This window comes from Rickettsia slovaca 13-B (assembly GCF_000237845.1).
GTDB classification, from domain to species: Bacteria; Pseudomonadota; Alphaproteobacteria; order Rickettsiales; family Rickettsiaceae; genus Rickettsia; species Rickettsia rickettsii.
In genome coordinates, this window is sequence record NC_016639.1 from 243,277 (window position 1) to 260,642 (window position 17,366).

Consider the following 17,366-nt stretch of genomic DNA (forward strand, 5'->3'; position numbering starts at 1 on the left):
CCTATTATGTCATTCCCGCTTTCGCAGGAATGACATAAAAACCGTATCGCTAGTGCCTATTACAAATGCAACAACTCCTTTGCTGCTTTTAAACTTGCTTTGGTGATTGTTTTACCTGAAATCATGCGGGCGAGTTCCTCCTGTCTTTCAGCTAAATTTAAAGCTTTTACCGTTACTTTCGTTTCTTTCTCTAGCTGTGTTTTCTCGATTTTTATATGCAAATCCGCTTTACCTGCTACTTGCGGCTGGTGCGTAATAACTATTACTTGAGTAACGCTACTAAGTTTTTTTAATCGCTCACCTACTTTATCTGCGACCTCTCCGCCAATCCCGACATCTATTTCATCAAATATAATAGATGGTTTTACCATTTTATCAAACAAAGAAGTTTTTAAAGCTAACATGAATCTTGATAATTCACCGCCGGAAGCGATTTTATTAATTGCTGCAGCTGCCGTTCCCGGGTTAGTAGACGCTTTAAACACAATATCGTCATTACCGTCGGCTGTTGGTTCTTTAGCATTTATCTCAATCTCAAAAATTGCTTTCGCCATTTTAAGCTGCTTTAGCTCCTGATGCAACGATTCTTCTAGATGTTTTGCAACAATAAGACGCTTTGCAGATAAATTACTCGCTAGTTCATAATATTTTTTCTGCAGTAGTACTTCTTGAGCTTTCAACTCATTACTATTTGCTATTTTGTTTTTTAATATACTGAGCTGCTCTAAAGATTTATCTAAAAATACACCTAACGCATCAGCAGGAACATTATATTTACGGCTAATAGCTTTTATTAAAAATAATCTTTCTTCTGTTTCTTCAAGATTATATTCCTCATAATTGAAACTATCTAACAGATTTGATAATTCTTGGCGTGCTTCTTCTAGATTATTATAGGCTTCCTCTAAACTTGTAACGATAGCTTCAAAACGCTCATTGTTGCCTTGCCTTGCTAATAATTTCTCTGCTCTATTAATCGATGTATTTATTTCAGGGTTATTAATCTGTTCTAGAATATCTTTTATTAGCTGTAAATCCTTATCTTTATTTTGCAAATCTTTTCGTAGATTTGCTAATTTTTCTTCTTCACCTGTTTGAATGTTCAGTTTAGTTAATTCTTCCGTTGCAAAGCTCAAATAATCAATTTCTTGTTCTATAGAATTTTGCTTAAGTGTTATTTCGGCCATTTCTTTCCGAGTATTTTGCCAAGCCTGATAGCATTTGGAAAGCTCCGCTCGAAAGTCCAAAAGATTTCCATAACTATCTAAAATATCACGCTGTGTATTTGCTTCTAGAAGAGAAATATTATTATTTTGTCCATGAAGCTCGAATAAATAAGTAGCTAATTGCTGCATAAGAGCTTTAGTAACCACTTGATTATTAATGAAAAAATTTTTTCGTCCTTCGGCTTTTTGCAGACACTTTACAAACAATAACTCTTCAGGTTCAATAAAATTTTGAACCAGAAAATTTTTTATTTCTTCATTTAAAGAGAATATTATATTAACAACAGCGTAATCTTTTCCACGCTTTATTATATTATTTGAAGTTTTATAACCTAAGCAAAATAAAATAGCATCAAGTAAAATAGATTTACCGGCTCCCGTTTCACCGGTAATAACACATAAACCTTTATTAAACTCAATTTCCAGCTCGTCTATCAGAATGAAGTTTTTAACTGAGAGACTGTAGAACATATGCCGCTTAGTTTTGGTGGTTCTGAACTAGCCTGTACGCATAACTATACCATTGACTATCAGGATAGTTGTAACCTAGCACTGAGGCATATTTTTTTGCTTCATCCGGAAGTCCAAGCATCATATAACTCTCGGCTAAACGGTAAAGAGCTTCTACCGAGTGAGAAGTAGTTTGATAATTATCAATTACCTCTTCAAATCTATTTATAGCTGCCATCGGATTCTTTTTCTTTAAGTAAAAGCGACCTACCATCATCTCTTTACCTGCTAAATGATCGTTTACTAGGTCAATTTTTAAAGATGAATCAATAGCATATTTAGTATTTGGGAATTTTGCTATTACGTCTTCAAAACTATCTTTAGCTAGGAAAGTTCTAGATTGATCATGATTTACGTCTGAAATTAACATATAATATGATAATGCTTTAAGGTAATATGCATAAGCAATGTCAACATTTGCAGGGTGCAACTTAATGAACATATCAAGCACATCAACCGCTTCTTCATATTGAGCGGCGAGAAATAAAGAATAAGCCTGCATCAATTCGGCTTGCGGCGTCATTTCATTACCTGGATGCTGGTACAATACTCTTCCGAATTCTTCTGCAGCGTTCTTATATTTTTTCTTTTCCAATAAGGTAATACCTTCATTATAAAGGGTAGCGATAGGGACTACTATGTCATCACTGTTTTTTTTGTTTTTGCACCCGCCTAAAACTAACCCTATAACTAAAAGGGTACTCAATAATTTTGTTAATTTCATAAGAACTTAAATTCAGTTAATAACTAAATATACATATAGGCTTACAGAATTTCAAGGATTCAATTTAAAATCTCACAAACTTATAAATTAGACCTATTCAGAAACTCGTTTATAGGGAGGAATTTGAGGGAAACACAGAATGCAGAATCGCAGCGTACTTGTACGTAAGGATTCGAGTACCGGATCGACGTACAAATTACCCCTAGAAGAATAGGTCTATATTCTTGGACTTATTTCTCTACCCAATGTCCTTTATCATTTTTATGGTATTTTTTTTGCTACGGCCGACCATGCTACTTTATGTGCAACTGTCTCTCTAGAGTCATTTCCACGTCTTTTATCGGCATCCTTATATGGTTCAAATACCATGATTAAAAGCTTCGCGATAAATATCCTTAGCATGGCTCGGAAGATGATTTTTAACTGAATCAGGTAAATCGTTATTATTCTTATAAGGCATAAAAACCTCCGGTAATATTATGCAAATAATATTTTATAATATTGGAGGTTTCATTGCTATAGGAAAGGTAAATAAAATTTACGACCACAGACTTTTCATTTTATTAAAAAAGCTGCCGTCATTTTCTTTTTCATTTATGGATTCTTTTTTGAATTCTTCTAGTAATTCACGTTGTCTTTTAGATAAATTTTTCGGTACTTCGACATGAATATGCGTAAGCATATCACCCCTAATAGTTGATCTCATTTTAGACATACCTTTGCTGCGTAGCCTTAATTGATCACCGTTTTGTGTGCCTGCAGGAATTGTTAAGTTTACTTTTCCGCCTTCAATTATCGGTACTTCTATCTCTCCTCCAAGAGCAGCATTCACAAAACTAATAGGTAGTTTACAATGTAGATTTGCTCCGTCTACTTTATAAATATCATGTGGTTTTATTGTTATATCAACGTATAAATCACCGCTATTACCGCCTCTAATACCTGCTTCCCCTTCTCCGGTATGTCTTATTCTAGTACCGTTTTCAACACCGGCAGGAATGTTGACCGATAAATTTCGTTGTTTATGGTAACGTCCCATGCCATGACATTTCTTGCAAGGATTTTTTATAATGTGTCCGTTACCTTGGCATTTATGACAAGCTTGTTCGATCGTAAAGAATCCTTGCTGCATTCTAGTCGCTCCAACACCGCTGCAAGCATCGCAAGTAGTTACGGTTTCACCTTTTTCAGAACCGCTACCGTGACAAGTATCGCATTTTACTGCGCTAGAAAAGCTAATATTTTTTTCTATACCGTGAAATGCTTCCTCTAGGTTAATTGTCAGATTATATTTTAAATCTGAGCCTCTAACTTTAGCTGAAGTTGGGCGTGATGATCTTCTGCTGCCTCCCATAAAGTCGCTAAAGAAGTCACCGAATATGTCGTTAATATCAGGGTGAAAACCGCCATGATTTCCTCCTCCCCCTCGTGATTGTTGATTTTGAAAAGCATCGTGTCCCAAACGGTCATAAGCAGCTCTTTTTTGCTCATCTTTTAGAACATCATAAGCGGCATTGATTTCTTTAAATTTCTTTTCAGCATCTTTAGCATCAGTAGTATCAGGGTGATATTGCTTGGCTAGCTTGAGGTAGGCTTTTTTAAGGTCAGCTTGGCTAGCTGTTTTACTAACCCCTAGTATTTGGTAATAATTTTGTGACATAATTTAATTTATAAAATGAGATTGTAACGTCATTACGAGGAAAATTACATAGTAATTTGACAAAGCAATCTCAGGATATTTAACGAGATTGCCACGTCGCTTCGCTCCTTGCAATGACGAAATTACTTCTACTTCTTCTCTACATCTTGAAAGTCGGCATCTACTATTTTTTCATCATTAGCGGCACTTTCTGCAGCAGGTTGGCTCTCGTTTTGTGCTTTATACATCGCTTCACCGATTTTCATGCTAGCTGCAGTTAAACTTTCGGTCTTTTCTTTAATCAAAGCAGTATCTTCCGACTCAAGCACGGCTTTTAAAGCGGCTAGTGCTTCTTCAACAGCTCCTTTATCGTCTGATGATAATTTATCGCCATATTCTGTAAGAGTTTTTTCAGTAGAATAAACTAAACTATCGGCAGCATTTTTTGCTTCAATAAGTTCCTTACGCTTTTTGTCTTCATCAGCATTTTGTTCGGCATCTTTAACCATTTGTTCAATTTCCGCATCGCTAAGACCACCGGAAGCTTGAATAGTTACTTTCTGCTCTTTACCGCTTGCTTTATCTTTAGCTGAAACATGCACTATTCCGTTAGCATCAATGTCAAACGTTACTTCTATTTGTGGCAAACCTCTTGGTGCAAGAGGTATACCTTCGAGATTAAACTGACCAAGTAATTTATTATCTTTTGCCATTTCACGTTCACCTTGGAATACTCTAATAGTTACGGCATGCTGGTTATCATCAGCAGTTGAGAATATCTGACTTTTCTTAGTAGGTATAGTAGTATTACGATCAATTAATCTTGTAAATACGCCGCCAAGAGTTTCAATGCCAAGGGATAGAGGTGTAACGTCTAATAATAATATATCCGTTACTTCTTTATTAAGTACTCCGCCTTGAATAGCAGCACCGAGAGCTACAACCTCATCGGGATTTACGCCTTTATGCGGCTCACGTCCGAAGAATTTTTTTACGGCTTCTTGTACTTTCGGCATTCTAGTCATACCGCCTACTAATACTACTTCTTGAATATCAGAAGCTTTAAAACCTGCATCCTGTAATGCTTTACGGCAAGGCTCAATTGTTTTTTCAATTAAATCATCTACTAATTTTTCTAGTTCAGCTCTAGTAAATTTAATATTTAAGTGTTTTGGACCGCTACTATCAGCCGTAATATAAGGTAAATTAATATCGGTAGTTACTGCAGAAGATAGCTCTTTCTTAGCTTTTTCCGCGGCTTCTTTCAAACGTTGAAGTGCTAAAGGATCTTTACTTAAATCTATACCATTTTCTTTTTTGAATACATCTATTAAATGGTTTAATATTCTTGTATCGAAATCTTCACCGCCAAGGAATGTATCGCCGTTTGTTGATTTCACTTCAAAAACACCGTCAGCGATCTCAAGAATTGAAACATCGAATGTTCCGCCGCCAAGATCGTATACTGCAATAGTTTTACTTGCCGATTTCTCGAAACCGTAAGCAAGAGCTGCAGCAGTCGGCTCGTTGATTATTCTAAGGACCTCAAGACCTGCTATTTTACCGGCGTCTTTCGTTGCTTGACGCTGTGCATCATTAAAATAAGCAGGTACGGTAATTACTGCTTGTGTTACTTTGTCTCCTAAATAATTCTCAGCAGTTTCTTTCATTTTTTGTAAAATGAATGCACTAATTTGACTTGGTGAATATTTATTATTATCCGCTTCGACCCATGCATCCCCGTTATCGGCTTTAACTATATTATACGGTACAATACCTTGGTCTTTCCTAACCATAGGATCGATAAAATTTCTACCGATTAATCGCTTTACCGCATATATAGTATTGCGAGGGTTAGTTACTGCTTGCCTCTTAGCAGATTGCCCGACTAATTTTTCGCCATTTGCAAAAGCTATTATTGACGGCGTAGTTCTTTCACCTTCTGCATTTTCTATTACCTTTGGTTCTTTACCTTCCATGACCGCAACACAAGAGTTGGTAGTCCCAAGGTCGATACCTATTACTTTTCCCATAAGATTCCTCGTTTTCTTTTTTTTATTTTATTATGACTTTTGATTTGATATAGTGCGGCTTAAATGATTTTACAAGAGGTGACAATGAAAAAACTACCGATTTTACTAAAACTTTTATTTATTATTAATTTAGTTTTCCTAAATAATATAGTTTTAGCATCTAGCGAAACAAGTACTATTATATTTGAAAAAGCAAAGAAAGCAATCGTAACGATCGATACTAGAATTGCCGTATCGGCATATGACGATACAAGTAGTTGGACTGGAACGGGATTTATCAACGATAAGAACAACGGTTATATAATTACTAATACTCATGTTGTCGGCGGTGCGTCTATCGGAACTTATTTTGTTACTTTTTATAACGGTGAGCAGGCAGAAGCAAAACTTATCTATTACGATATTTGGCAAGATTATGCCGTTTTAAAAGTAGAGAGTAAAGATATACCGGCATCAGCAACGCAAATATCTTTTGCAAGCGAATTTCCAAAATTAAATCAAAAGGTTTTTGTAGTCGGTAACACAGAAGCAAAAGGTTTTTCTTTCCATACCGGTTATTTGTCTGATCTTTATAATATTGAAGGTTTAATGCCGCAATGTACTTATGTTATTAATTTAAATACTACAGGAGGTGCTAGCGGTTCACCGGTATTAAACGATAAGATTGAGGCTATAGGAGTATTATATGGTGGCGGTAAAACTCATTCTCTAGCGCTGCACGGTGATTATGTAGCTCGCACTTTAGAAAGTTTAAAGAATAATAAACAACCAGGCAGAAAACATATAGGAATAATAAGCGAGTTATATTCTTTAAATAAAGCAGTGAGACATCACAATTTCCCTAAAGAAGAAATGGATAAATATATAAAGAAATTTCCTGATAGTAGAAATAGAGTGATAAGCATTAAGGCAGTTCTAGCCGGATCACCTGCCGCAAAATCTTTAAAAGCCGGTGATATTATTTGGGCAGTTAATGATCAGGAACTCGGCGGCAATCTAGCATTATTTGATAGAGAAATGGATAATTTCAAAGGAATAGCTATTAAACTTACTATATTTCGTGACGGAAAAAAGCTAGAACAAGCAGTAGATTTATATGATGTGAACAATAATAAAATCGCTAAAATGATAAATTTCGGCGGTGCAGTATTTTTTGAAGCCGATGATTATTTTAGTAATAAATCAGGTATTCCTCTTAAAGCTCTAAGTATAGCTTCCGTTCAATCCGGTAGTAGCTTTAGCTCTATACCAACGTTTTTTACTAAAGATTATAAAAATGTTTATAGATTGCAAATTTTTGAGATGAAAGATTTAGCTTTAAGTAATCTTGATGATTTGGTGAAATTCTTGCCTGCTATTACTAAAGAGAAGTTTATAACGGTTAGATTTAGAAATTATCAACCTTATTATGCTAATTTCGGTTATAATGAACTTATCTCGTCGCATGATGATATGATTGCTGATGTAACTCTAGATTCTATAGATACTAAGCCTTATATATTAAAGTATAATACTATTTCTCATGATTGGGATATGGAAAATATAAAACTTCAGTAACTAATGACATTGTGATAAATTAACAATTCTTAATCAATGAAGTAATATATAATTCAACTTGGTTTGTTGCGTTATTATTCTTAAATTTATAATCTTATATTTTAGGAGAATTGCAAATTAGCTCAGAGTAGTTCGCCAACTAGGTCATTTTTGAGTGGATTGATAAATATTCTTTATGTTATTCCTGCAAAAGTGAGACAGCATTGTTGCGTGGATACATACTAAAACCGTCATTGCGAGCAGCCGTAGGCTGCGTGACAATCTCATGAAATAATAACAAACTCTCCTGAGATTTTGCTGCGTCAATTGCTATGCAATTTCCTCGCAATGACAGAAAAAACGCCCCTTACTCACCACCTAAGAAACATAGCTAATTAACAATTTCTCCTAAAATAATTAATAAATTTAGGAGAATTAATGACTAAAGAACAAATACCTACAGTAGATAAAACAAAAAACATTTTTTTTTAAGTTTTTTACAAAAAATAGTAATAACTCTAATACTCAGGATTCACTAACATCACCACGTTCAGATGATTATATAGAGAGGGATGTTTCTAAAAAAGAAGCTTCTTAAGAAAATTCAAAGCATTAATAGACAAGAATGATGAAGCTGCACTACATTTCTATTTGATAAAAATAATAAGTATATCTTACATGATGCGGTTGAGGATAAAGAACAAACATTAGTTGAAAAAATATTAGAATTAGCTAAATACGTAACAGAGATAACCTATAACGATTCAACAGTGTTACATTCAGCAGTTACAGGAATTGCTAACAAAGAGATTATCAAAACTTTATTAGCAAAAAATCCTTATTTAGTAATGATCAAAGATGCTTCAGGTCTTACTCCATCATATTATAATACTAGTAAAGAAATATTAGAAATATTGCAAAATTGTGAACGAGATATTATAGACCGGCTTAATATAGAACCATGGCATGGTTGGGCAGAAGATAAAATATTTAGAGATGATATGTCTATAATCGGAAAAAATAAGCATACAATAATGGAGCTTGTATAAAAATTTTGTAAATTATCGGACAAGCATCTTCCTTGTAAATTTAACATAGAGTATTAGATTTGCAAGGAAGATATAGAGAGTTCTTTAATAAAAAACGGTAAGTATGTAAAACTTACCGATTAAATTTAAAGCTTAAAAGATTATAATTCGGTGATAGGGATATAATTGATATTTCCATCTTCTCCTATCAATGGGTAATACTCTGTTTTAGGGTTATAAGCATCATAACTAATTGATGTTTGTAATGATAGTTTTTGTGCTAATATTATCAATTTGTCTTCATATAACTCAAAAGATTTTTTTAAATCCTCTTTTGTAATCTTTACAGTTTTAGCTTCATCTGTATTTACTTTGAGCGTTTCAATATTTTCTGTTAAGCTATATTTTGTTAAAGTTACTTTTTTTAGTAGGGGAAAATATGCTCTTATTTTTACCAATGCTGTGTGTATGTGTATTGGAATACTTAGAACAAGTTTATTTAATAACATCTAATACCTTAAAAGTTTTGAGGTGGCAGTATACAAGCCTCACTTATTAATGTCAACATAAATTAACATATTATTATAAATATAAATATTAATAAATGCTCATTATTATAATTTTCTTTCACAAAATCGAAATAAACTGTTATTAATATAAAAAACCAATCTTAATCTAATATATGCGTTCTTTATTTGTAATAATTATATTCTTTCTAATGAGCAGTTGTAATTTAAAACCGGTATATAGTGAAAAATACAGTAGAAATAATGATTTAGAAGCTATTGAAGTTGAACCAATTCGAACAATTGAAGGGGCTGAGTTTTATCATCGTTTAACTAGTATTTTACCTCAGAAAGCACAAGCAAAATACCTGCTTAAAGTAAAGCTTATCGCAACAACTATGCCTGCTACTATTGAAAAAAACTCCAATGTTTTAAGGGAATATATTAATCAATTAGTTAGATATAAATTAATTGATATAGAAAGCCAAAAGGTTTTAATTGAAGAGCAGTTTTACCAAAACAAGTCATATAATGCTATTTTTACACCATATGCGACAAATGTTGAAAGAGATAAAACAGGAATAGACTTGGCATATCAAGCAGCAGAAGAAATTCGTAGCGGATTAATTTTATATTTTACACGGAAATAGTTAAGCTATGAAATTTTATTTTTCACAAATAGGTAGATTATTTGAACTAATAACATCCGGAAAGATTAGAGCTCTTTTACTATATGGTCCTGATAAAGGTTATATAGAAAAAATTTGTAAGCATTTAGTAAAAAGCTTAAATATGCTACAAACTTCTATAGAATACGCAGATCTTAATATTTCATCTTTAGAAATATTACTTAATTCGTCTAATTTTTTTGGTCAAAAAGAATTAATTAAAATTAGATCGGTTGGGAATTCAATCGATCAGAATTTAAAAACAATTCTAAACAGTGATTATATAAATTTTCCTGTATTTATAGGTGAAGAAATGACTTCTAGTGGGAGCATTAGAAAGTTTTTTGAAACGGAAGAATATTTAGCAGCAGTTGCTTGTTATCATGATGATGAAGCAAAAATTGAACGAATTATTTTAGGTAAAGTAGAAAAAACTAATAAAGTTATAAGTAAAGAAGCTATCACTTATTTAAAAGCTCATTTAAAAGGTGATCATGATTTAATTTGTAGCGAAATAAATAAATTAATATATTTTGTTCATGACGCACGCGAAATTACTTTAAACGACGTTCTAGAAGTTATAAGTAGCGAAATTACGGCAAACGGCAGTGATTTAGCAATGTATTTTTCAAAAAAAGATTATAGTAATTTTCTGCAAGAGCTTGATATATTAAAAAAACAAAATATCAATGAAGTTTTAATTATTAGAGCATTAATAAGGCATTATTTAAATTTATATATAGTTTTGTCGAAAGTAAAAAACGGTGAGCGTTTGGAACTCGCAATAAAATCATTATCACCACCGATTTTCTATCAGTATATTAATGATTTTACGAAGATAGCAAACGGTCTTAGCCTCACTGAATGTCTAAAGACTTTAAAAGTGCTACAACAGGCAGAAGTGGATTATAAGTTAAATCCTGCTAGTTTCGATTTATTCCAAAGTATACTCCAAAGTAAATGAAGAGTAGACGAAGTTTAATTTGGAAAAGAGTAAGGAGACTATAAGGCGAGGAGCGGAGCGTATACTTAATACGTGAGCACCGTAGCTCTTATAAGATGACGTAGCCAATTTTTCAAATTAAACGAGTATACATTATGCCTAGACCTGATTTTTCTGACCCTGACAAACAAATTCACGAGATAATTAGAGTTAATCATGCCGGAGAATATGGTGCAAAAAGAATTTATCAAGGACAGCTAAAATATATTAAATCTCAAAATGATCGTATATTGATTAAAGAAATGCTTGACCACGAAGAAGTGCATTTAAATTATTTTGAAAAAAAATTACTGGAAAAAGAAGTGAGACCCACGTTTTTATTATTTTTTTGGCATCATTACGGATTTTTACTTGGTGCTTTATCTTCCTTGATGGGAATAAAAACGGCGATGCTTATTACCGAGAGTGTAGAAGAAGTAATAGAAAAACATTATGAACAGCAAATAAATTATTTAGAAAATAAAAATGTTGAGCCAGAATTATTAAATAATATTATTAAATTTCGACTTGATGAAATTGAACATAAAAATATTGCTATAATGAATGATAGTACTGAGGCAATATTTGCAGAAATAACTAGTAAAATAGTGAAGATAATTTGTCGTATCTCTATAATTTTAAGTAAGAAAATTTAGAGTTAACAACTTAATTAGTTAAAAAATCTAGAAATATTTTACTTCTAAGATATTAAGAAGATAATAAAAAAACATTAGTAATATTATTAGAAATGGTGATGAAAAGAAAAACTTTTTTAAATTTGTTCTTTATTTTTTGCATTTGTATTTTTTAGAATTAATAAATAAAGGGGCCAGGGGTTAAGATCCGTTGCTGTAAGACAACAACCTCCATTATACTTCATGATTTTACTCACTTGTAATAATAGACTCCTGGCATAACTTAATATTAAGTTTTGACAGATTGGTCTTGCAACAATGGAGTTTAAACATTATTAGCGGTCTATATATTAGTTGAATAATATAAAGAGTCAAGAGATTTTAGTTGTCATTGATAATAAATAATGTAATTCTGAGTTGGGGGGTATATTTTCTATATAATCTCCTTCTAGCATTTGCTTTTACATCAATAATAATTTATATTTATTTTCACTCATGCGAATAGCAGATTACTTTTGTAGTTTGTTATTGGTGATAATTAGGAAATATAAAATAACAATATGTAACAATATGAGTCAAAAGATAATTTTAAATAATTCATATTCTATTACTAAATCGCACTTATTCCATATAGTAGACCCAAGCCCTTGGCCCGTCCTAACATCTTTTGCTTTACTTCTTTTGGTTATAGGCGGCGTCTCGTTCATGCATGGCTACAAATTTAATATATATATTTTATCTGCAGGGATTATTTCAGTAGGTTACTGTTTATATTCTTGGTGGAGAGATATAGTGAAAGAAGGAATAGTCGAACATCAGCATACTAGTCCTGTTAGAAAAGGTTTGCAAATAGGTATGGCGTTATTTATCTTAACGGAAATAGTATTTTTTGGTGTATTTTTTGCTTCTTTTTTTAAATCAAGTCTATCACCCGTAGGTCTTTTAGACGGTGTATGGGTTGTAAAGCAGGGCATTTGGCCTCCACCTACAATTAAAACTTTTGAGCCGTTTGATATTCCTTTTATCAATACTTTAATACTACTCTTATCAGGCACGACCGTTACTTGGGCTCACTACGCCTTAGAAGAAAAAAATCAAAAAGATTGTGTAACTGCACTTGCTCTTACCATATTGCTTGGAATATTTTTTACAACTATGCAGGCATATGAATATTACCATGCGGCGTTTAAATTTACAGATGGTATATATGCTTCTAATTTTTATTTAGCCACGGGTTTTCATGGAGCTCATGTAATTATAGGTACTATATTTCTAATAATTTGCTACTTTAGAGCAAAAAGAGGAGATTTTACTACAGAAGGTAATGGACATTTAGGGTTTGAATGTGCTGCATGGTACTGGCATTTTGTAGATGTGGTTTGGTTATTTTTATTTACGTTTGTTTATATATTTGGAAGTTAAATTATACTATATGTGATTATAATGTTACTTAAAATAAGTGTTTTTAAAATATTTTTGCATATTAATTAAAATTGCATATATTTAGGAGTTGATTTATATATAAATAAATTATACATTATTTTTTAAATGCTAATTATTTTATTGAGGTAAAACATATGAACTTTCCTATTCGTAAATTAAACGAAGAATTAATCGATTATAATCTATCATTACGCATATTATTTACTATTCTAAGCGTGGCTATTATTATGGTAGCTTTTGATAGCTTAGGTAGTAGTGGCGATCCTGTAGGTGAGGCATTATGTAAGTTAATTAAAGTATTCAGAGGCAATACTGCAAAAGGTATAGCTGTTGTCGGTATAATTGTTCTGGGAATTCAAACATTAAGAGGAAAATTGCAGTGGGAAGTAGCTTTAGTGGTAGTTACTGCAATCATTATATTATTTAAAGCTCCAGATATTGTTAATATGGTATCAAGTGATACTAATAGCTCAACTTGTGGTGTTTCCTAATACACAAAAAAATTATTATATCTTTAGTAATACCCATAAGCTTCGGCTTATGGGTATTTTTATTTTTAAGTGATGTTGTTGCATAGCCCCTATGTCATTCCTGCAAAGGTAGGGACAAGACAACCTTAATATAGGTTACATATTTAATAAAAATAAACATATAAAAACAAGTTTTTATATGTTTTACTGGATTCCACCTACGTGGGAATGACATCAATTGCCTTTATACTCAGGTCAACAGCAACATTCGTACAATACTCAATAGTGTTTTAATTGTTTTGATGGATCACGTGGTTAAACCACGGGATGACAGTAGATTTTGTCGGTCTATGCAACAACATCCTCACTTAAATAAAAGTCCTAATCTATTACCTATAACAATATCAATATATTTTGCTGTAATAGGGATCCCTTCAATATTCATTTCTAGATATATTGCTTGTTTTGCAGGGATTTTTGTTTGTAGTTTTGTAATTGATACATATTCATCTAAAGCTTGATTATTAGTATCCATTACTCTTACTTTGATTATAGGATCGGAAATTAAATAATCAGACTCATTAGATAATTTATAAAATATCTTCATACCGCCTATATGACGAGATTTGCCTAAATTAATTTCTTCTATCTTTAATTGATCATATTTATCTAAGAATTTAAAGCTATCTATTAGTAATATCACTAAACAAAAAATTATAAAGCTAGTCCATAATATTGGAAATATATTATATTTTTTCTTAGGAGGAATATACGGTAAAATAACCGGCACATTAGCATTGTAATGATTTTTAATAGGAGTTTTAATAGTTCCCGTGTTTACTTTATCTTTAAAGTCATTTAATGTACTAGTATTATAGTCTAATTTCTGATACCACAAATGGCTACATTTGGAACATTTTACTCGTCGTCCGTTAATACCTATTTGATTGCTTGTAACAATAAATCTTGTTTGGCAATTTGGGCAAGTAATATGCATAGTTAATTATAATTATTATGTTTGACTTCATGATAATCTCATTTATTATTTTTGGCAATAAAACAGTTAAAAGATATGTCCTCTCTTATTAAAGAAATTGAAGAAGCTTGGCAAATTAAGGACAAACTTCTTCAAGATTCTTCAAAGCTTATAACATTAAAGCAAACTCTTAATGATAGTATAGAAAGCTTAAATCAAGGTACGATTCGTGTGTGTGAAAAGCAAGAAAATAGTTGGCACGTTAATGAATGGGTAAAGAAAGCTATATTGCTATATTTTATCACTACGGAATCACAACTTTATAATAACAATTATAATAGTTGGTATGACAAAGTTGCTCCTAAATTTTCTGCAGATACTGATAAAAATACATTCAAAGAAGCAGCTATACGCAAAGTGCCCGGAGCTGTTGTTAGAACCGGTACTTATATAGCTAAAAATGTTGTAATTATGCCTTCTTTCATTAATATAGGTGCTTATATAGATGAGGGAACAATGATTGATACATGGGCTACTATCGGCTCATGTGCTCAAATCGGCAAGAATTGTCATATTTCAGGTGGCACGGGAATAGGTGGGGTGCTTGAGCCGTTGCAAGCAAAGCCTGTTATCATTGAAGATAATTGTTTTATCGGTGCAAGATCGGAAATAGCAGAAGGTGTAATAGTAGAGGAAGGAGCAGTAATTAGTATGGGGGTGTTTATCGGTAGCTCTACAAAAATAGTATACAGAGATACAGGTGAAATTATTTACGGCAGAATTCCGGCTTATTCCGTTGTAGTTCCAGGAGTATTACCTGCTAAGGAAGCCGGTAAGCCTGGACTTTATTGCGTAGTTATCGTAAAACAAGTCGATAAAACTACTAGAGCTAAAGTAAGCATAAATGATTTACTGAGATAGATAGATCAAGGTGAGCGTTCATGGGTTTTTCACTGTCACCCCGTGGCCTGACCACGGGGTCCAGAAAAAATAACTTCAATATTGTTACCTACACTACATGTTTAACAAAATAAACATATAAAAATAAATTTTTATATGTTTTACTGGATTCCGTGAATAAATCACGGGATGACAGAGAGGAATAATAAGCCGCTTAATACCAGTGAAAGGTCACAGATCAATAATATCGCCGATTATACCATTAAGATATCCCTCTCTTTGTTGTTGTTCTGAAATATCTGTTTGTTGAATTGCGTTATTATTTGGGTTTCCTAAGAATATTGTATGCCATAAGCATTGCATCTCGTTGTTTTTGAGGATCACGTACAACACCAGCTGCTTTAAAATATGATTCTGCAGCATCTGTTTCCTGTTGTTTTTGAAAGCAAAGTTCGTTTCCTTGGGCCATATATAAATCATATTTTATAGGCTTTTCAGCCTTATTTATAAGACTGTCATAACATTTTAATATAGAGTCTAATTTATTATTCTTTCTATAAAATATGATAGCTGGGTCTTCACGTCCTAAGTTAAATAGCATATCGTCGATTTTATTGTACATTTCTTTAAGTTCTTCATTACATGTTAGAGCTGCATTATAATTAGCTAAAGCTTCATTATAATCTTCTGCTTCGCTCAATATATCGCCTATTTTAGAGTAGCAGCTAGCTATAGTTTGAGTTACTTCTGCTTTGTCCGAGTACTTATTTACACTCTATGGCTTCTTTATAATATTGCACTGGTTGATCGTGTTTAGGTTCTATATTTTTTATAGAAGATAGATAGTGATTTTGTATGAATCATATTTCAATTAAGGAACTATAGCAATCATTGGATTGAGACCATGTTATAGATAACATTTCTTCAAATAATGATAATTCTTTAATTTGTAGGTTTAATACATATCGGTAAGCTTGAATAACCGGTTTATTGTCTGTGAATTTCTCAATAGAGTCTAAAATTTGCAATATTACCCCTATAAGGTTATTAGCTTGTTTGTTTAATATGATAGCTTGAAATTCTGATAATTGTGCTAATCCCTCAAAACAAGAAAGAGTTTTTTCTATAGCCGGTATTGTATTGGAGAACTTGGTAAATATGGTTTAATATAACCCTTATAGTTAAAAAATTTTGAGTAGTTAAGAGGTGTATATACATTAAAGTCTTCAAAAATTGATTGGATAGTATTAATTATACATTCTACATTTATCTGTATTTGTGTATGTAAATTTTCTATCAGACGTTCTTGTTCCTTTAACAATGAACTTAGCTGCTTTATCTCTAAATTTTGTACTCCTTTTTTCTCTTCTAGGTGTTTTAGTTCTAGAGAGAGGTTTATTCCCCCATTTTGAGAAGTAGGTTTATAGAAAAATTTTATATCAGAGAATTCTAATATATCCTTGTTAATAGCAATGCTATTTTGTACATTGGTATAATGTTTTCATGATTATTTTCATTATGTTATTACGCATATAACAGTTCCTTTTAATTTTTTGTGTTCTTCTGTAGGAAAAATAGTTTTAAAGTCGTCTATAATCCTGTTAAAGATACTAGGGGATTTTACGGTCTCTTCTTTTGCTACTATGATAAATTTTAATTTATCGGTCATTTGAACTAGCTTTTGAATGAAAAATACATTGATTAACTCTTGCACTGTATCGGGTACTCCGTTAGAGCATTCCCAAAATACTTTTTCTGCAATTTCAAATTTTTTGGGATCATATATAGCCGGTTCATATTTATGCTGAATTTCCGGCGTTGTTTCAAAATCAAATAATTTATCAAATGTAAATTCTTCACCGTTAATCTTAAGGTTGTTCTCAAGAGCATTTAAAAATGTGTTTTTTCCGCTATAAGGTAACCCTATTACTACTCTGTAGCTTCTGGTGTTTTTCCTGCTGGTATTAGTGAATAATTCACTTCAGTCAATGCATTGAGAATATTTGCTTTTAAAGCATCAGGAGCAGTTTCTTCTTCTGTGAAAGGTTTAATCTCAATTTCTGTGGGAATTTTAAATTTCATATATAACC

19 protein-coding genes and 2 pseudogenes are annotated in these 17,366 nt (G+C 32.2%); 9 read left to right on the top strand and 12 right to left on the bottom strand.

Features of this window, described 5'->3' with window-relative positions:
* Positions 1 to 59: 59 nt before the first annotated feature.
* A complete protein-coding gene (gene recN / locus RSL_RS01225) occupies positions 60 to 1,697 on the bottom strand; it encodes a DNA repair protein RecN (protein ID WP_014273222.1) in 1,638 nt (545 codons plus the stop codon).
* 7 nt (positions 1,698 to 1,704) lie between these two features.
* Entirely contained in the window at positions 1,705 to 2,460 is a 756-nt protein-coding gene (locus RSL_RS01230) for an outer membrane protein assembly factor BamD (protein ID WP_004996548.1), read from the bottom strand.
* Positions 2,461 to 2,549: 89 nt separating this feature from the next.
* Here RSL_RS01230 and RSL_RS10825 point away from each other — a divergent pair.
* Positions 2,550 to 2,674, top strand: a pseudogene (locus RSL_RS10825) (palindromic element RPE1 domain-containing protein); the annotation flags it as partial.
* Between the two features lie 47 nt (positions 2,675 to 2,721).
* Here RSL_RS10825 and RSL_RS07340 read toward each other — a convergent pair.
* From RSL_RS07340 to dnaK, 4 genes are all read right to left on the bottom strand, one after another.
* On the bottom strand, positions 2,722 to 2,829 hold the full coding sequence (locus tag RSL_RS07340) for a hypothetical protein (RefSeq protein WP_014419717.1): 108 nt from the start codon (positions 2,827 to 2,829) through the stop codon (positions 2,722 to 2,724).
* Entirely contained in the window at positions 2,819 to 2,920 is a 102-nt protein-coding gene (locus RSL_RS10830; RefSeq protein WP_014410415.1) for a ChaB family protein, read from the bottom strand. Before RSL_RS10830 ends, RSL_RS07340 begins: the two co-directional genes overlap by 11 nt.
* Positions 2,921 to 2,998: 78 nt before the next feature.
* Positions 2,999 to 4,120, bottom strand: a complete 1,122-nt coding sequence (gene dnaJ / locus RSL_RS01240; RefSeq protein WP_014273224.1) for a molecular chaperone DnaJ — start codon at positions 4,118 to 4,120, stop codon at positions 2,999 to 3,001.
* A gap of 128 nt (positions 4,121 to 4,248) precedes the next feature.
* Entirely contained in the window at positions 4,249 to 6,132 is a 1,884-nt protein-coding gene (dnaK, locus tag RSL_RS01245) for a molecular chaperone DnaK (protein WP_014273225.1), read from the bottom strand.
* A 63-nt stretch (positions 6,133 to 6,195) separates the two neighbouring features.
* Between dnaK and RSL_RS01250 the strand changes: the two genes are divergently transcribed.
* Positions 6,196 to 7,689: a S1C family serine protease gene (locus tag RSL_RS01250; RefSeq protein ID WP_014419718.1), complete on the top strand. Its 1,494-nt coding sequence runs from the start codon at positions 6,196 to 6,198 to the stop codon at positions 7,687 to 7,689.
* A 749-nt stretch (positions 7,690 to 8,438) separates the two neighbouring features.
* Entirely contained in the window at positions 8,439 to 8,717 is a 279-nt protein-coding gene (locus tag RSL_RS01255) for a hypothetical protein (RefSeq protein ID WP_014273228.1), read from the top strand.
* Between the two features lie 140 nt (positions 8,718 to 8,857).
* Here RSL_RS01255 and RSL_RS01260 read toward each other — a convergent pair whose 3' ends face one another.
* Entirely contained in the window at positions 8,858 to 9,205 is a 348-nt protein-coding gene (locus tag RSL_RS01260) for a hypothetical protein (RefSeq protein WP_014419719.1), read from the bottom strand.
* A gap of 173 nt (positions 9,206 to 9,378) precedes the next feature.
* Between RSL_RS01260 and RSL_RS01265 the strand changes: the two genes are divergently transcribed.
* From RSL_RS01265 to RSL_RS01285, 5 genes are all read left to right on the top strand, one after another.
* A complete protein-coding gene (locus RSL_RS01265) occupies positions 9,379 to 9,852 on the top strand; it encodes a hypothetical protein (RefSeq protein ID WP_014419720.1) in 474 nt (157 codons plus the stop codon).
* A gap of 7 nt (positions 9,853 to 9,859) precedes the next feature.
* Entirely contained in the window at positions 9,860 to 10,834 is a 975-nt protein-coding gene (gene holA, locus RSL_RS01270) for a DNA polymerase III subunit delta (RefSeq protein WP_012736533.1), read from the top strand.
* 134 nt (positions 10,835 to 10,968) lie between these two features.
* Positions 10,969 to 11,508 (top strand): demethoxyubiquinone hydroxylase family protein, encoded by a 540-nt coding sequence (locus RSL_RS01275; protein WP_004996528.1) that lies wholly within the window; start codon positions 10,969 to 10,971, stop codon positions 11,506 to 11,508.
* 549 nt (positions 11,509 to 12,057) lie between these two features.
* Positions 12,058 to 12,909: a cytochrome c oxidase subunit 3 gene (locus tag RSL_RS01280; protein WP_004996526.1), complete on the top strand. Its 852-nt coding sequence runs from the start codon at positions 12,058 to 12,060 to the stop codon at positions 12,907 to 12,909.
* Positions 12,910 to 13,064: 155 nt separating this feature from the next.
* Positions 13,065 to 13,421 (top strand): TrbC/VirB2 family type IV secretion system protein, encoded by a 357-nt coding sequence (locus tag RSL_RS01285; protein WP_014273232.1) that lies wholly within the window; start codon positions 13,065 to 13,067, stop codon positions 13,419 to 13,421.
* Between the two features lie 343 nt (positions 13,422 to 13,764).
* Here the strand turns inward: RSL_RS01285 and RSL_RS01290 are convergent, their stop codons facing one another.
* Positions 13,765 to 14,397 carry an MJ0042-type zinc finger domain-containing protein gene (locus RSL_RS01290; protein WP_010976905.1) on the bottom strand — a complete coding sequence of 211 codons (633 nt, stop codon included), beginning with the start codon at positions 14,395 to 14,397 and terminating at the stop codon, positions 13,765 to 13,767.
* A 75-nt stretch (positions 14,398 to 14,472) separates the two neighbouring features.
* On the opposite strand from RSL_RS01290, the gene dapD reads away from it, so the two are divergent.
* Positions 14,473 to 15,297 carry a 2,3,4,5-tetrahydropyridine-2,6-dicarboxylate N-succinyltransferase gene (gene dapD / locus RSL_RS01295; RefSeq protein ID WP_014419721.1) on the top strand — a complete coding sequence of 275 codons (825 nt, stop codon included), beginning with the start codon at positions 14,473 to 14,475 and terminating at the stop codon, positions 15,295 to 15,297.
* Positions 15,298 to 15,595: 298 nt separating this feature from the next.
* On the opposite strand, the gene RSL_RS01300 is transcribed toward dapD, so the two are convergent.
* The 4 genes and pseudogenes from RSL_RS01300 to RSL_RS09235 all read right to left on the bottom strand — a co-directional run bounded on the left by RSL_RS01300 (position 15,596) and on the right by RSL_RS09235 (position 17,358).
* Complete coding sequence (locus RSL_RS01300; RefSeq protein WP_014419722.1) at positions 15,596 to 15,976, bottom strand: hypothetical protein; 381 nt, start codon at positions 15,974 to 15,976, stop codon at positions 15,596 to 15,598.
* Positions 15,977 to 16,136: 160 nt separating this feature from the next.
* Entirely contained in the window at positions 16,137 to 16,304 is a 168-nt protein-coding gene (locus RSL_RS09715) for a hypothetical protein (protein WP_196792426.1), read from the bottom strand.
* Between the two features lie 421 nt (positions 16,305 to 16,725).
* A pseudogene (locus tag RSL_RS10585) lies at positions 16,726 to 16,990 on the bottom strand (hypothetical protein).
* Between the two features lie 215 nt (positions 16,991 to 17,205).
* On the bottom strand, positions 17,206 to 17,358 hold the full coding sequence (locus tag RSL_RS09235) for a hypothetical protein (protein WP_014419724.1): 153 nt from the start codon (positions 17,356 to 17,358) through the stop codon (positions 17,206 to 17,208).
* Positions 17,359 to 17,366 lie beyond the last annotated feature (8 nt).

Bases quoted from the DNA above. Each gene is read 5' to 3' on its own strand.
- recN (WP_014273222.1), bottom strand. From the start codon at position 1,697: ATGTTCTACAGTCTCTCAGTTAAAAACTTCATTCTGATAGACGAGCTG.
- dnaK (WP_014273225.1), bottom strand. From the start codon at position 6,132: ATGGGAAAAGTAATAGGTATCGACCTTGGGACTACCAACTCTTGTGTT.
- RSL_RS01265 (WP_014419720.1), top strand. From the start codon at position 9,379: ATGCGTTCTTTATTTGTAATAATTATATTCTTTCTAATGAGCAGTTGT.
- RSL_RS10830 (WP_014410415.1), bottom strand. From the start codon at position 2,920: ATGCCTTATAAGAATAATAACGATTTACCTGATTCAGTTAAAAATCAT.
- RSL_RS01280 (WP_004996526.1), top strand. From the start codon at position 12,058: ATGAGTCAAAAGATAATTTTAAATAATTCATATTCTATTACTAAATCG.
- RSL_RS01290 (WP_010976905.1), bottom strand. From the start codon at position 14,397: ATGCATATTACTTGCCCAAATTGCCAAACAAGATTTATTGTTACAAGC.
- RSL_RS01275 (WP_004996528.1), top strand. From the start codon at position 10,969: ATGCCTAGACCTGATTTTTCTGACCCTGACAAACAAATTCACGAGATA.
- dnaJ (WP_014273224.1), bottom strand. From the start codon at position 4,120: ATGTCACAAAATTATTACCAAATACTAGGGGTTAGTAAAACAGCTAGC.
- RSL_RS01230 (WP_004996548.1), bottom strand. From the start codon at position 2,460: ATGAAATTAACAAAATTATTGAGTACCCTTTTAGTTATAGGGTTAGTT.
- RSL_RS01260 (WP_014419719.1), bottom strand. From the start codon at position 9,205: ATGTTATTAAATAAACTTGTTCTAAGTATTCCAATACACATACACACA.
- RSL_RS07340 (WP_014419717.1), bottom strand. From the start codon at position 2,829: ATGGTATTTGAACCATATAAGGATGCCGATAAAAGACGTGGAAATGAC.
- dapD (WP_014419721.1), top strand. From the start codon at position 14,473: ATGTCCTCTCTTATTAAAGAAATTGAAGAAGCTTGGCAAATTAAGGAC.
- RSL_RS01285 (WP_014273232.1), top strand. From the start codon at position 13,065: ATGAACTTTCCTATTCGTAAATTAAACGAAGAATTAATCGATTATAAT.
- RSL_RS09235 (WP_014419724.1), bottom strand. From the start codon at position 17,358: ATGAAATTTAAAATTCCCACAGAAATTGAGATTAAACCTTTCACAGAA.
- holA (WP_012736533.1), top strand. From the start codon at position 9,860: ATGAAATTTTATTTTTCACAAATAGGTAGATTATTTGAACTAATAACA.
- RSL_RS01250 (WP_014419718.1), top strand. From the start codon at position 6,196: ATGATTTTACAAGAGGTGACAATGAAAAAACTACCGATTTTACTAAAA.